Genomic DNA, 14,258 nt, shown 5'->3' with positions numbered 1-14,258 from the left:
AGATATTTATCGATAACGTTCCGGTCATCGCGGTTCACTGATAAAAACAAAACATGTGAACGGGAAACACAGCTTGTTAGGGTCCTTCGCAGGCAGCATGAATGCGGCCGGTCTTCTTTCACGGATGGCGTATCGGCATCTGTGTGTCGGCCTCACTCCTTTGCGCCTGCATCTATCGCGGTTTGCCAATCGTGTTCCCGATGGGCTGGTGGCAGCGCCGACCGATCTCAGGGCCATCGACCCCTATTTTGCCGAGGAGCTCCTGCACGGCCGGATAGCGCTTGCTGGCCGCGTGGTTGAAACTGGCGGCCTGTCGCCATTTCAGGTGGATTATCCTTCGCTGGTTTTCGAAGAGCGGCTACATGCCTTCGGCTGGTTGCGGCATATCCGTTCCGACAGATCGAGCGAGGCGTGTAAGCGCGCCCGCCGCATCGTTGCCGAGTGGATCGCCATCAATGGCAAGCGGCTCACCGGCACAGCCTGGTCACCGGAGATTGCGGCGCAGCGGTTGATCGCCTGGCTGTCCCACTCCCCCGTCGTTCTATATGAGGCTGATGCGGGCTTTTACCGCCGCTTTCTGAAAAGCCTTGCCTTTCATGTCCGTTACCTCGACAGGATCGTGAAACACGCACCCGATGGGGAAGCGAGGCTGCGGATCAGGATTGCTCTTGCCATGGCCTCCATCGCCATGCCCACCCGCCTTTCCCGCATTACCCGGCATGGAATGAAGCTGGCTCAGGAAATGGAACGCCAGATTCTTCCCGATGGCGGTCATGTTTCCCGTAATCCGCGGGTCATGCTGGATCTGCTGCTCGATCTTTTGCCGCTTCGGCAAAGCTATATCAATCTCGGCCACGACCTGCCGTCCGGGCTTGTGCCGGCGATAGACCGCATGTTTCCGGCAATCCGGTTTTTCCGGCATCAGGGCGGGGATCTAGCGCTGTTTAACGGCGCGACGGCCACGCTTGCAAATGAACTTGTCTCCGTGCTCCGTTATGATGAAACGGCGGGCCGGCCCTCCAAAGTCCTGCCCGATGTGAATTATCATCGGCTTGCGACCGATGATACCGTCATCATTGTGGATACGGGCTATCCCGGTTCGGCAGAGCTTTCACGCAACGCCCATTCGGGGTGTCTGTCTTTTGAGATGTCCTGCGGCAAGAACAGGTTCATCGTCAATTCCGGCTTTCCCAAAAATGCAGCACCGGAATATCAGCGGGCCAGCCGGTCGACGGCCGCCCACTCCACCGTGACATTGGCGGACACCTCGTCTTGCAGGCTGTCGCGTTCGAGGCTGCTTGGACCCATCATGGTTTCTGGAGTCAGCCATGTCGATAGCCGGCGTGGAGCGGATGGAAGCGGCAATGATGCCCTGTGGGCGTCACATGACGGATATCTGCAGAATTTCGGCTGTTATCATGAGCGGGAAATTGAATTGAATGCAGCGGGAACGAAGATAAAGGGCCGCGACCTGCTGCGTGCCGACGACAATGCCGTGAAAGCGCAATTGCAGTCGGTTTCGGCCGTGTCGCGTTTCCATATCCACCCCCACATACAGCTGCATCAGCGGGATGAGGAGTCGGTTTATCTGGAGGCGGCGGATGGAACGACCTGGCTGTTTTCGGCGCCGGGACTGGAGCTTTTCGTCACCGAGGATGTCTTTATGGCCGATGCGTCCGGCATGAGGCCCTCGCAGCAGATCGAGCTGCCTTTTAACCTCGCCAATACGCGCGAAATCCGCTGGCTCATCGAACGCAGGGCCTAGACGGTTCCGGGCGGGTTTCAGGCAAAAACCGCCCTTAGTTTACACCGTTCCTCGTTACCGCTGTTTATTAATACGGCAAGCTGTGTTAACGCGGCGGCAATTGCTGGATCAATCCCAGTCCAGCCTGTCCTCCCCGTTGAACGGAGTATGCCTGATGGCTGTCGTGTCCAAAAAAATCCCCGCGCCCGATAAGGTCAAAATCCGCACGGCGCTTCTTTCCGTGTCCGACAAAACGGACATTATCGAGCTTGCGACGGTTCTGTCGAAGCTCGGCGTCAAGCTCCTGTCGACGGGCGGAACGGCAAAGGCCATCGCGGATGCGGGCCTGCCGGTGACGGATGTTTCCGACGTGACCAATTTTCCGGAGATCATGGACGGCCGCGTCAAGACCCTGCACCCCAACGTGCATGGCGGGCTTCTGGCGATCCGGGACGATGCGGACCATGTCGAGGCCATGAAGGTGCATGGTATCGAGGCGATCGATCTCTCCGTCATCAACCTTTATCCCTTCGAGGAAGTGCGCGCCAAGGGCGGCGATTATCCGACAACGGTTGAGAATATCGACATTGGCGGCCCGGCGATGATCCGCGCTTCCGCCAAGAACCATGCCTATGTCACTGTTGTTACTGACCCATCAGACTATCCCGCCCTGGTGGAAGCCCTGCAGGCCGATGATGGCCAGACCTCTTACGCGCTGCGCCAGACATTTGCCGCCAAGGCCTATGCCCGCACTGCCGCTTACGACGCGGTGATTTCCAACTGGTTTGCCGAGGCGCTTTCCATCGAAACACCGGATTACCGAGCCATCGGTGGCGCGCTGAAGGAAAAGATGCGCTATGGCGAGAACCCGCACCAGAGCGCCGGCTTTTACCTGACCGGTGAAAAGCGTCCTGGCGTTGCTACGGCAACGCTGCTTCAGGGCAAGCAGCTATCCTACAATAATATCAACGACACGGATGCGGCTTACGAGCTTGTGGCGGAATTCCTGCCGGAAAATGCGCCGGCTGTCGCGATCATCAAACACGCAAACCCCTGCGGTGTCGCGACTGGTCCCACACTTGCCGAAGCTTACCGGCGGGCGCTGGCATGCGATTCCGTGTCTGCTTTTGGTGGCGTCATCGCCTTGAACCGCACGCTCGATGCGGAAACAGCGGAAGAGATCGTCAAGCTCTTCACCGAAGTCATCATCGCGCCTGACGTAACCGAAGAGGCCAAGGCAATCATTGCCCGCAAGCCGAACCTTCGCCTGCTGACCGCCGGTGGTCTGCCCGATCCGCGCGCGGCGGGCATTACAGCCAAGACCGTTTCGGGTGGTCTGCTGGTACAGAGCCGCGACAATGGCATGGTCGAGGATCTTGAGCTGAAGGTTGTCACCAAGCGTGCGCCGACGCCGCAGGAGCTTGAAGACATGAAATTCGCCTTCAAGATCGCCAAGCATGTTAAATCCAACGCCGTGATCTATGCCAAGGACGGGCAGACCGCTGGTATCGGCGCTGGCCAGATGAGCCGGGTCGATTCCGCCCGTATCGCCGCCCAGAAGGCGGAAGATGCGGCCAAGGCGCTTGGGCTTGCCGAACCGCTCACACGCGGTTCCGCCGTGGCCTCGGAAGCGTTTTATCCCTTCGCCGATGGTCTGCTTGCTGCGATTGCCGCTGGTGCTACCGCTGTTATTCAGCCGGGCGGCTCGATGCGCGATCAGGAAGTAATCGATGCGGCGAATGAGCATAATGTAACGATGGTGTTCACAGGCATGCGCCACTTCCGCCATTGAGCCAACATTGTCAGTGCAAATAAAAAAGCCCGGAAAGCAATTTCCGGGCTTTTTGTTTCACGTGGGACAATCGGGATTTCTCGACTGTAAACCCGTCATTCCCTTTTTACCTGAAGTGCTTCAGGTCACCGCTCCCACCTGCCATGGAACGAATTCATTGTCGCCATAGTCGTAAATCTCACTCACTGTCTTGTCGCCCGAAGCCACTGCAAGAATGTGCTCAAAAATTCGTTCGCCGGATTCTTCGATGGTCTCAGCGCCGGTGACGATCTCGCCGCAGTTGAGGTCCATGTCTTCCTTCATGTGTTCATACATTTCGGAATTGGTGGCGATCTTGATGCAGGGTGCCGGCTTGAACCCCGAAACGGAGCCGCGGCCGGTGGTGAAACAGATGACGTTGCAGCCGCCGGCAACCTGGCCGGTGACGGCAACGGGATCGTAGCCGGGCGTATCCATGAAAACGAAGCCCTGTTCGGTCACGGTTTCCGCAAATTCATAAACGGCTTTCAGCGGCATGGAGCCGCCCTTGGCGACCGCGCCCAGCGATTTCTCCAGAATGGTGGTGAGGCCCCCGAGCTTGTTGCCGTGGGACGGGTTATTGTTCAGCTCGTCGCCGTTGCGCGCGGTGTAATCCCGCCACCAGTCAATGCGCTGCAAAAGCTTTTCGGCGACTGCGGGCGTGATGGCTCGCTTCGTCAACAGGTGCTCAGCACCGTAAATTTCCGGGGTTTCGGAAAGAACCGTCGTGCCGCCGTTGCGGACGATGAGGTCTGAGGCATAACCCAGAGCCGGGTTGGCGGATATCCCGGAGTAACCGTCAGAACCGCCGCATTCCAGCGCCACTTTCAGTTTTGAAAGCGGTTGTTTGGTCCGCCTGGCAGCATTGACCATCGGCAACATGGCCCTGATCTCGGCAATTGCCGCATCGATCGTCTTGCGCGTACCGCCGTGCTGCTGAATGGTCATGGTGCGCAGCCGCTCACCCTCTTCCATCTTGTAATGTTCAAGAATGGGGGCGATCTGGTTGGTTTCGCAACCGAGGCCTATCAGCAGAATGCCGCCAAAATTCGGATGGCGCGCGTAACCCTGAATGGTGCGGATCAGGAGGCGATACCCCTCTGATTTTGTATTGAGCGCACAGCCGCCACCATGGGTCAGCGCCACGACGCCGTCGACATTGTCGAAACCGTCAAGCCCGCCCTGCTTGTTGAAATAATCGGCGATGTAGCGCGATACCGTGGCGGAACAGTTCACCGAAGCGATGACGCCGATATAATTGCGCGTGCCGACGCCGCCGAGACCACGATCATAGCCCATGAAGGTGCGGCGCTCGGTTTCCGGTACCATGCCTTTTTCTTCGATATCGACACTGAACTGATGGGCGTGTTCAGATGGTACCATGGCAAGATTGTGCAGATGCACGTGCTTGCCGGGCTCGATATCCTGGGTGGCGATACCGATCACCTGCCCGTATTTCAGCACCTCGTCTCCGGACCGGATGAATTTCAGGGCCACCTTGTGTCCACGCCCGATCAGTTCACGGGCCGTCAGATCGCCCCTGCCCGTCGCACCACCGGCCGGAATCGACCGGCGCGCCACCGCGACATTGTCGTTGGCGTTCAGCAAAATGGTTGCCTCGGAATTCTCACTCACGGGTTTTCCTCCTCCCAGTATATTGCCTGCTATATTTTAGATTCAGCTATCCACCCAGCGCCTCTTAGAGCCTTCCAGATGGATGTGCATGGCGGCCTGCGCCAGCAGCGGGTCCTTCAGTTCCAGAGCCGCCAGAATTGCCTCGTGCTCCTGAAGGGCAAAGGCCCATGTATCGCGATCTTCGAACTTCACGCGCAGCTGGGCCGAAATGGGGCTGTGGCGCTCATCGAAGAGGTTCGCCACCAGCCGCGCCAGAACGCTGTTTCCGGATTGCTCGGCAATAGTGACGTGAAACAGCCTGTCCTGATCCAGAGGCTTGCGTCCCGCCTCGATTTCCTTCTGCATGGTGTTCAGGATCTGACGAAGGCTGGTGATTGTTTCATCGGTCATGCGGCCTGCCGCCAAAACGATAGTCGCGCCCTCCAGTGCGGCCCGTGCCTGCATCAGTTCAGATGGGCTATCGCCCAGTGACTTGGTGTGATGGGTCGTCTGAAGAGCCTCGGTCGACACATAAACGCCGGAACCCATGCGAATTTCAACCGTGCTGTCGATTTCAAGCGCAATCAGCGCTTCGCGCAGGGACGGCCTTGAAACGCCAAGTTTCTGCGCCAGCTCCCGCTCCGCCGGAAGCCGCGTTCCGGGCAGAAACTCGCCCAAATCGATGAGCTCGCGTATCTGGTCCGCAATCTGCTGATAAAGCCTGCGTGGTTCCGCTATTTTGGCCTGACCATTCATGTGTTTTCTGATGAGCCCTGTCTGCGATCTATATTTGGCCTTACCGTAACGCCAAGCGCATCAATACGCAAGAAATTACTTAAATATATGAATTATAAGTATTATTATGAGTGTCGTTGTTAGATGATCCTACGCATCTTCAAAGCCATTTTTCAAGTTTTGACCAAATTGGCTTGACCATTCGAGAAAACCGGCCTAACCATTCGGCCTGTTCATGATACCCCGGTGGAGCGGGGAGCACGGCTGGGAGGTTTTCAGATGTCGCAGGGCGCATCGACAATTCGGGGCGATTTTTCGCCTGAGGAGACCGCGCGCGGCGAGCGTTCCGTTCTTTTGCGTCTCGACAACATCAGCAAGGAATTTCCGGGCGTCAAAGCGTTGTCCAACGTGCATTTCGATTTGCGCAGTGGTGAAGTGCATGCCGTCTGCGGTGAAAATGGTGCGGGAAAATCGACGCTGATGAAAATCGTCAGCGGGGTCTATCAGCCGAGTGACGGCACCATTCTGCACAAGGGCGTCAAGGTGCAATACGCATCGCCGCTGGAGTCCGAAGCCGCCGGTATCGCCATCATTCATCAGGAACTGAACCTCGTTCCGCATCTCTCCGTCGCCGAGAACATTTATCTCGCGCGCGAGCCGCGCCGCGGTTTCCTCGTTGACCGCAAAAAGTTACGCCTTGACGCCAAGCGCTGTCTCGACCGGCTGGGCGTCGATATCGACCCAGATCAGATTGTCCGCGGTCTTTCGGTTGCTCAATGTCAGATGGTGGAGATCGCCAAGGCACTGTCTCTTGATGCTGAAGTCCTGATCATGGATGAGCCTACCTCCTCGCTGACCGAGCAGGAGACACGGCTCCTGTTCAAGGTCATTCGCGACCTCAAGGCATCCGGCGTCGGCATTGTTTATATTTCTCACCGCCTTGATGAAATGGCCGAGATCGTCGACCGCGTAACGGTTTTGCGCGACGGACGCTATATTTCGACCGATGATTTCGCCTCGATCACCGTTGACGATATCGTCACGCGCATGGTGGGCCGTTCGCTGGAGGACAAATTCCCCGAGCGCACATCAAAGCCATCGGAAGACGTTATCTTCTCCGTTGAAGGGCTGACGCGGGCGGGCATATTCCAGGATATCTCGTTTTCCCTGCGGCGCGGCGAGATTCTGGGTTTTGCCGGTTTGATGGGGGCCGGACGCACCGAGGTGGCGCGCGCGATCTTCGGAGCCGATGCGCTGGACAGCGGTAAAATCGTATTTGAGAACCGCGAGCTTTCCATTCGCTCACCGCAGGACGCCATCAGGGAAGGCATCGCCTATCTCTCGGAAGACCGCAAAAGTGATGGTCTCGCCATCAAGATGTCGGTCGCCGCCAACACAACGCTTGCCAATATAGGTGAAGTGTCCAACCGTCTCGGGCTGATCGATTTCAAGAAGCATGACGATGTCGCCAGGCGTTATGTCGACCTTCTGAATATCCGCACCCCATCGATCGAACAGACCGTGCGGCTGCTTTCGGGCGGCAACCAGCAGAAAATCATCATCGGCAAATGGCTGTTCCGGCAGTCGCGTGTGCTGTTCTTCGATGAGCCGACGCGTGGCATCGATGTCGGCGCGAAATTCGCGATTTACAAGATCATGGACGAGCTGGCCGCGCAGGGTATCGGCGTCATTCTCATCAGTTCGGAACTGCCGGAAATTCTGGGTCTGACGGATCGTATCGCCGTTTTCCATCAGGGCCGCATCACGGGCGTGCTCGAAACCGCCAAGACCAATCAGGAAGAAATCATGCGTTATGCGTCCGGTTACGGCCGGGCCGCGCAGTGAGGAACGACATGGCCAATATTGCAGAACCCAAGAAGAGCTTCGCTGTCAGCGACCGCCAGAAGGATATTATCCAGAAATTTGCGGCGCTTGGCAGCCTCTTTGCGCTTGTCGCGGTCTTTTCCGCAACCAGCAGTGCATTCTTCACCGTCAATAATGGCATGACGATCGCGCTGCAGGTGACCTCCATCGCCCTGCTCGGTATCGGCGCAACCTGTGTCATCATCACCGGCGGTATCGATCTGTCCGTGGGTTCGGTGCTTGCGCTTGCCGGTGTTGTTGCCGCCCTTGCGGTAAAGGAACTCGGCATGCCGGTGCCGATCGGCATGTTGCTCGGCATTCTCACCGGATCGCTCTGCGGTCTCATCAACGGTCTTCTGGTCACGCGTTTCAAGCTGCCGCCCTTCATCGCCACCCTTGGCATGATGCTGATCGCCCGTGGCGTGGCGCTGCAGATCACCGGCGCGCGCGCGGTCTCCGGCCTCGGTGAATCCTTCGGCGAACTCGGCAATGGCGCCCTCTTCCGCATCGTCAATATTGGTGACGACGGCTTTCCGAATGTTGTGTTTCCCGGCATCCCCTACCCCGTTATCCTGATGGTGGTGATTGCGCTTGCGGTTTCCTTCATGCTCAACCGCTCGATCCTCGGCCGTCATATCTATGCCGTTGGTTCCAATGCCGAAGCCGCACGCCTTTCCGGTGTCAACGTCGCCCGTGTCACCAATTTCACTTACATCCTGTCCGGCACACTCGCAGGCTTGACCGGCTGCGTGCTGATGTCGCGCCTCGTCACTGCCCAGCCGAATGAGGGTGTGATGTATGAGCTGGACGCCATTGCCAGCGCCGTTATCGGCGGCACATCGCTGATCGGCGGTGTGGGTACGATTTCCGGCACGGCCATCGGCGCCTTCGTCATCGGCATCCTGCGCAACGGTCTCAATATGAATGGCGTTTCAGCCTTCACACAACAGATCATCATCGGCCTCGTCATTCTGGTCACCGTCTGGATCGACCAGCTGCGCAACCGCCGCTGATCAAAGGGCTGCGGACCCTTTCCGCAAAAAAGATCGGCAGGGGAGGCCCGGTATGCCGACATCACGGAGGAAGAAATGAAGAAAATTGCGACTGCCCTTCTGACATCCGCAATCGCGCTGTGGAGCGTTTCCACCGTGCAGGCCGGCGAAATCGCCGTCATCGTCAAGACCGTGAATTCCACCTTCTGGCAGAACGTCCAGAAGGGCGCTGACGCGGCGATGAAGAATTCTTCCGGCAATACCATGACCTTCCAGGGTCCGGCTGCCGAATCGGCCATCGCCGATCAGGTCAACATGGTCGAGAACGCCATCAACCGTAAGGTCGCAGGCATTGTTCTCGCACCTTCCGATCCGGACGCGCTGGTTCCTGCCGTCAAGAAGGCCTGGGAAGCCCGTATTCCGGTGGTCCTGATCGACTCGCAGCTCGCAAAGGGCTCGGAGCAATATTACCAGTCGTTCCTCGCGACCGACAACAAGAAAGCCGGCGAACTAGCAGCGCAGGCGCTGATCGACAAGGTGGGCAAGGAAGGCAAGATTGCCGTCATGTCCTACGTGGCCGGTGCTGGCTCGGAAATCGGCCGTGTTGGTGGTTTCACCGATTACATCCAGATGAATTCCAACCTGAAGATCGTCGGTCCTTTCTATTCGCAGTCGCAGATGGCGACCGCTCTGAACCAGACCACCGACGTTCTGGCCGCCAATTCCGATCTGAAGGGCATTTTCGGCGCCAATGAGCCGACGGCAATTGGCGTCGGCCGCGCGCTCGCCCAGAGCGGCAAGGCCGGCAAGGTCGTTGCCATCGGTTTCGACGGCAACCAGGACCTTCAGGGCTTCGTCAAGGATGGCACGCTGGCCGGCATCGTCGTTCAGGGTTCCTATCAGATGGGTGAAAAGGGCGTGGAGACCATTTCCAAGCTGATCAACAAGGAAAAGGTCGAGAAGTTCGTCGACACCGGCGTCGTTGTTGTCACCAAGGACAATGTCGACAAGCCGGAAGCCAAGAACGTTCTTTACTGACGCATGACGGCGCGCCGCCCCGGCGGCGCGTCTCAAAATCTAGAGATGCGGGGTCCCAGGCGAAAACCGCGTGTTATTTTTCGCTATCCCGCTCTGCAAATCAGAAAGCTCCGCGATGAAAGTTTCCGATACACGTAAATTGCCGCGCCGCGCCGTCGAAGTCACGGTCATGGGCCTCGGATGTGCCCAGATGGGTAACCTCTATCGCGTCACGCCCTATGAGGAATCCAAAGGCGCCTTCGACAAGGCATGGGAAAGCGGTATTCGCTATTTCGATACCGCGCCTTTTTACGGTTATACGCGTTCGGAACGCCGTCTTGGAACCATGGTGACGGAGCACGATCGTGTTGAATACATGCTCAGCACCAAGGTCGGTCGCGTCATGGTTCCGGATGCAACAGTTGGCCCGGAGGAGGACGCCTATATTGCGCCCCTGCCCTTCAGGCCGGTCTATGATTATTCCTATGATGGTATCCTGCGTTCCTTCGATGCGAGCCAGCAGCGGCTCGGTGTTCTGAAGCCGGATATTCTTTATGTGCACGATATCGGCTCCTACACGCATGGCGAAAAGCAACAGCATTACTGGGAGCAGTTGACCACCGGCGGCGGGTTCCGGGCGCTTGGCAAGCTGCGCGAGGAAGGATCGACAGGCGCCGTCGGCCTCGGTGTCAATGAATGGGAAATCGTCCGGGATGCCATGGATGTTTTCGACATCGACGTCGCCATGCTTGCCGGTCGTTATACGTTGCTGGAGCAGCAGAGCCTCGATTTCATGAACCGCTGCGCGCAAACCGGCGTCGCGATTGTGGTCGCAGGCGCTTTCAATTCCGGTATTCTGGCCGGCAACCGCAAATTCAACTATGCCGATGCGCCTGCCGACATCATCACGCGCGTGGATGCGCTGCAGGGTGTCTGTGACGAACTTGGCGTGTCCCTGCAGGCAGCCGCGCTGCAATTTCCGCTTGGGCATCCGGCGTCCGTTACGGTCGTCTCCGGTGCTCGCAATGCGCAGCAGCTCGCGTCAAACATCGAATGGTTCGAGCAGGCGATCCCGGATGAATTCTGGGCGGAGCTGCAAAAGCGCGGCCTGATTTCCGAAGGCACACCTGTGCCGGGCGGAAAGGCCTGAGGCGATGGTCATCGATGCCCACCAGCATTTCTGGCTGATGAAGGATCGTGCCGGGCAATGGCCGCCGCCATCTCTGGCTGCCATCTACCGGGATTTCCTTCCGGCCGATCTTTCGCTTCTGCTGGCCAAGGCCGGTGTCTCCGGCACGGTGCTGGTGCAGACGATGGAAGACGCGGCCGATACGGATTTCATGCTGGAACTGGCGGCGAACACGGATTTCATCAAGGGTGTGGTCGGCTGGGTGGACATGAAGTCGGCCGATGCGGCGGTGGAAATTGCCCGCCGCGCAAAACATCCTGTCTTCAAGGGTGTGCGCCCGATGCTACAGGGCATGGAGGATGTTGCCTGGATTGACGATCCGGCGCTCGGCCCTGCCGTGGACGCGCTGGTGAACCATGGTCTGGTGTTCGATGCGCTGGTGTTGCCACCGAATCTGTCGCATCTCCTGTCTTTCGCCCGCCGGCATCCGCAATTGCCTGTTGTCATCGATCATGGTGCGAAGCCGTTAATCGCCAGCGGTCACTATCGTGAATGGCGCAGGGACATGGCGGCTCTGGCGGCCCTTCCCAATCTCCATTGCAAGCTTTCCGGCCTGTTGACCGAGCGCGGCGAACAGAAGCCCGAAGCGGTGCGGCCCTATGCAGAAACCATTCTGGAGCTGTTCGGGGGCAATCGCGTGATCTTCGGCAGTGACTGGCCCGTGTTGCGGCTTGCCGGTGATTATCAGGAATGGCTGGATTTCTGCCGCGATATCGTCCCGGTAGAGGACCATGCGGCGGTCTTTGGTGGCAACGCCATTCGTTTTTATTCCCTTTCTGACAGGTGATGCATGCTGGCGATTTTCTGTGACACTCCCGGTCAACTCAGCGCCAAGGACCTGCCGAAGCCGGTGCGTGGCGAAGGTGAAGTCTTGGTGCGCATTCGCCGCATCGGCGTCTGCGGCACGGATCTGCATATATTCACCGGCAATCAGCCCTATCTTTCCTACCCGCGCATCATGGGGCACGAGCTTTCGGGCACCGTGGAAGAAGCGCCTGAAGGTAGCCGGCTTGCGGCAGGCGATGTTGTTACCGTCATTCCGTATATCTCCTGCGGCGAGTGCAGCGCCTGCCGGAAGGGCAAGAGCAATTGCTGCCGCAATATCGGCGTGCTCGGCGTTCACCGCGATGGCGGCATGGTCGAATATCTGAGCATTCCGCAACAGTTCGTGCTGAAGGCGGATGGTCTTAGCCTTGATCAGGCTGCGATGACCGAGTTTCTGGCGATTGGCGCGCATGCCGTGCGGCGTGGCGCGGTCGAAAAGGGACAAAAGGTTCTGGTCGTGGGTGCCGGCCCGATAGGCATGGCGGTGGCGGTTTTCGCCGTTCTTGACGGCGGCGAGGTGACCATGATCGATGGGCGCACCGACCGGCTGGATTTCTGCAAACGGCATCTGGGCGTTGCCCATACGGTGACGCTTGGCGAGGGCGACAGGGACAGCCTCTCGGATATTACCGATGGCGATTTCTTCGACGCGGTTTTTGACGCGACCGGCAATCCGAAAGCCATGGAACGCGGTTTTTCCTTCGTCGGCCACGGCGGTTCCTATGTTCTGGTTTCCATCGTCGCCAGCGATATCAGCTTCAACGATCCGGAATTTCACAAGCGTGAGACGACGCTGCTCGGCAGCCGCAACGCTACGCCGGAGGATTTTGAGCGGGTGTTGCAGGCGCTGCGGGAAGGCAAGGTATCGGAAGCCCTCATCACTCACCGCATGACACTTGCCGATGTGCCTTCCAAATTCGCCGGGCTGACCGATCCGAAAGCCGGAGTCATCAAAGGCATGGTGGAGGTCGCATGACAGCTGACACACCCATCCTGCAATTCGGCACCAGCCGCTTTCTACTGGCGCATGCGGATCTGTTTATTTCGCAGGCGTTGGATAAGGGCGAGGCTCTCGGGCCTGTTGCGATCGTCCAGACAACGGGTAATGCGGAAAGCCTGAAGCGCGTTGCCGCACTGAACAGCGGTGCGCCGTACCCCGTGCGCATTCGTGGAATTCGCGACGGGCAGGAGGTGGACGAGGAAATTCAAGGCAAGGCCGTTGCGCTGGCGCTGACGGCGGATGCGGACTGGACAGAGGTTCGGCGCATTGCCTGCGTGGCTGAGGTCATCCTTTCCAACACCGGTGATCGCGGTTATGAGCTGGATTCATCCGATGGACCGGGTCTCGCCGACGATTTCGGGCGTGTGCCGAAGAGCTTTCCGGCCAAGCTCTGCCTGCTGCTGCTGGAGCGTTTTCAGACCAATCCGGAAGCGACATTGTCAATCTTCCCCTGCGAGCTTGTTCCCCGCAATGGTGACCGGTTGAAGCAAGTCATTCGCCAGCTGGCCGATGAATGGCAGTTGCCGGCGGGGTTTGCCTTTTACCTGAATGAAAAATGCCGTTTCGCCAATAGCCTGGTGGATCGCATCGTCTCCGAGCCCATCGATCCGGTTGGTGCGGTTGCCGAACCCTATGCGCTTTGGGCGATCGAAAAGCAGGAAGGTCTCGTCCTTCCCTGTATCCATCCGGCGATAGTACTGACGGACGATCTGGACCACTACGAAAAGTTGAAACTGTTCCTGCTCAATCTCGGCCATTCCTATCTGGCGGAACGCTGGTTGCAGGATGCGCGGGCGAAGGACGAGACGGTGCGTCAGGCAATGGCCGACGGTGCTCTTGTTGCGGATCTGGAAACGCTCTGGCGAGACGAGGTTCTGCCGGTCTTTGCGGCGGAAGGCATGGGAGATGAGGCGCAGGCCTATATTGGTGTGTTGCGGGAGCGTTTGCGCAATCCCTTTCTCGCGCATCGGCTGGCCGATATCGCCGGCAATCATGATGAAAAGAAACGTCGCCGATTCATCCCGATCATCGCTGCTGCGGAACGGCTGGGATTGGGCCTGCCGCAGCACCGGCTGCGCGCCGCGCTTGCCACCATCAAGCAATAACGGAGTTTTTCATGCAACGCATGGGCATGGTCATAGGCGTCAAACCGGAGATGATCGCGGAATATAAAAGGCTGCACGCTGCCGTCTGGCCGGAGGTTCTGGCGCTCATCAGCGACTGCAATATCCGCAACTACACGATCTTCCTGCGTGAGCCGGAAAATCTGCTGTTCGGCTACTGGGAATATCACGGCAGCGATTTCAGCGCCGACATGGCGAAGATGGCCGCCAGTCCCAAGAACCAAGAATGGTGGTCTTTCACCATTCCCTGCCAGCAACCGCTCGAAAGCCGAAAGGAAGGCGAGTGGTGGGCCACGATGGAAGAAACCTTCCACCACGATTGAACGATTTCCTTTGACACTGACC

12 protein-coding genes are annotated in these 14,258 nt (G+C 58.3%); 10 read left to right on the top strand and 2 right to left on the bottom strand.

Features of this window, described 5'->3' with window-relative positions:
• Positions 1–97: 97 nt before the first annotated feature.
• Both FY152_12425 and purH read left to right on the top strand, forming a co-directional pair.
• A complete protein-coding gene (locus FY152_12425) occupies positions 98–1,765 on the top strand; it encodes a heparinase (GenBank protein ID UXS33279.1) in 1,668 nt (555 codons plus the stop codon).
• Between the two features lie 154 nt (positions 1,766–1,919).
• Positions 1,920–3,536, top strand: a complete 1,617-nt coding sequence (gene purH / locus FY152_12420) for a bifunctional phosphoribosylaminoimidazolecarboxamide formyltransferase/IMP cyclohydrolase (protein ID UXS32862.1) — start codon at positions 1,920–1,922, stop codon at positions 3,534–3,536.
• Positions 3,537–3,656: 120 nt separating this feature from the next.
• Here the strand turns inward: purH and FY152_12415 are convergent, their stop codons facing one another.
• Together FY152_12415 and FY152_12410 are read right to left on the bottom strand one after the other, a co-directional pair.
• The gene (locus FY152_12415; GenBank protein ID UXS32861.1) at positions 3,657–5,189 is read right to left on the bottom strand and encodes an altronate dehydratase; all 1,533 of its coding nucleotides are present in this window, start codon (positions 5,187–5,189) and stop codon (positions 3,657–3,659) included.
• A gap of 42 nt (positions 5,190–5,231) precedes the next feature.
• Positions 5,232–5,924, bottom strand: coding sequence for a FadR family transcriptional regulator (locus tag FY152_12410; protein ID UXS32860.1), 693 nt, complete (start codon positions 5,922–5,924; stop codon positions 5,232–5,234).
• Between the two features lie 258 nt (positions 5,925–6,182).
• Here FY152_12410 and FY152_12405 point away from each other — a divergent pair, with 258 nt between their 5' ends.
• From FY152_12405 to FY152_12370, 8 genes are all read left to right on the top strand, one after another.
• The gene (locus tag FY152_12405) at positions 6,183–7,748 is read left to right on the top strand and encodes a sugar ABC transporter ATP-binding protein (protein ID UXS32859.1); all 1,566 of its coding nucleotides are present in this window, start codon (positions 6,183–6,185) and stop codon (positions 7,746–7,748) included.
• 8 nt (positions 7,749–7,756) lie between these two features.
• A complete protein-coding gene (locus FY152_12400) occupies positions 7,757–8,779 on the top strand; it encodes an ABC transporter permease (protein UXS32858.1) in 1,023 nt (340 codons plus the stop codon).
• 75 nt (positions 8,780–8,854) lie between these two features.
• Complete coding sequence (locus tag FY152_12395) at positions 8,855–9,796, top strand: ABC transporter substrate-binding protein (protein ID UXS32857.1); 942 nt, start codon at positions 8,855–8,857, stop codon at positions 9,794–9,796.
• A 115-nt stretch (positions 9,797–9,911) separates the two neighbouring features.
• Positions 9,912–10,925 (top strand): aldo/keto reductase, encoded by a 1,014-nt coding sequence (locus tag FY152_12390; GenBank protein ID UXS32856.1) that lies wholly within the window; start codon positions 9,912–9,914, stop codon positions 10,923–10,925.
• Positions 10,926–10,929: 4 nt separating this feature from the next.
• Positions 10,930–11,751, top strand: a complete 822-nt coding sequence (locus tag FY152_12385; GenBank protein ID UXS32855.1) for an amidohydrolase family protein — start codon at positions 10,930–10,932, stop codon at positions 11,749–11,751.
• A gap of 3 nt (positions 11,752–11,754) precedes the next feature.
• Positions 11,755–12,765: a zinc-binding alcohol dehydrogenase family protein gene (locus FY152_12380; GenBank protein UXS32854.1), complete on the top strand. Its 1,011-nt coding sequence runs from the start codon at positions 11,755–11,757 to the stop codon at positions 12,763–12,765.
• Positions 12,762–13,895 carry a mannitol dehydrogenase family protein gene (locus FY152_12375; GenBank protein UXS32853.1) on the top strand — a complete coding sequence of 378 codons (1,134 nt, stop codon included), beginning with the start codon at positions 12,762–12,764 and terminating at the stop codon, positions 13,893–13,895. Before FY152_12380 ends, FY152_12375 begins: the two co-directional genes overlap by 4 nt.
• An 11-nt stretch (positions 13,896–13,906) precedes the next feature.
• On the top strand, positions 13,907–14,236 hold the full coding sequence (locus FY152_12370) for an L-rhamnose mutarotase (protein ID UXS32852.1): 330 nt from the start codon (positions 13,907–13,909) through the stop codon (positions 14,234–14,236).
• Positions 14,237–14,258 lie beyond the last annotated feature (22 nt).

Origin of the sequence: Agrobacterium tumefaciens, assembly GCA_025560025.1 — a bacterium.
Classification (GTDB): domain Bacteria; phylum Pseudomonadota; class Alphaproteobacteria; order Rhizobiales; family Rhizobiaceae; genus Agrobacterium.
Note: the sequence above shows the minus strand (reverse complement) of the source record. Positions and strands in the feature narration are given on the sequence as shown.

Bases quoted from the DNA above. Each gene is read 5' to 3' on its own strand.
- FY152_12425 (UXS33279.1), top strand. From the start codon at position 98: ATGAATGCGGCCGGTCTTCTTTCACGGATGGCGTATCGGCATCTGTGT.
- purH (UXS32862.1), top strand. From the start codon at position 1,920: ATGGCTGTCGTGTCCAAAAAAATCCCCGCGCCCGATAAGGTCAAAATC.
- FY152_12410 (UXS32860.1), bottom strand. From the start codon at position 5,924: ATGAATGGTCAGGCCAAAATAGCGGAACCACGCAGGCTTTATCAGCAG.
- FY152_12405 (UXS32859.1), top strand. From the start codon at position 6,183: ATGTCGCAGGGCGCATCGACAATTCGGGGCGATTTTTCGCCTGAGGAG.
- FY152_12400 (UXS32858.1), top strand. From the start codon at position 7,757: ATGGCCAATATTGCAGAACCCAAGAAGAGCTTCGCTGTCAGCGACCGC.
- FY152_12395 (UXS32857.1), top strand. From the start codon at position 8,855: ATGAAGAAAATTGCGACTGCCCTTCTGACATCCGCAATCGCGCTGTGG.
- FY152_12390 (UXS32856.1), top strand. From the start codon at position 9,912: ATGAAAGTTTCCGATACACGTAAATTGCCGCGCCGCGCCGTCGAAGTC.
- FY152_12385 (UXS32855.1), top strand. From the start codon at position 10,930: ATGGTCATCGATGCCCACCAGCATTTCTGGCTGATGAAGGATCGTGCC.
- FY152_12380 (UXS32854.1), top strand. From the start codon at position 11,755: ATGCTGGCGATTTTCTGTGACACTCCCGGTCAACTCAGCGCCAAGGAC.
- FY152_12375 (UXS32853.1), top strand. From the start codon at position 12,762: ATGACAGCTGACACACCCATCCTGCAATTCGGCACCAGCCGCTTTCTA.
- FY152_12370 (UXS32852.1), top strand. From the start codon at position 13,907: ATGCAACGCATGGGCATGGTCATAGGCGTCAAACCGGAGATGATCGCG.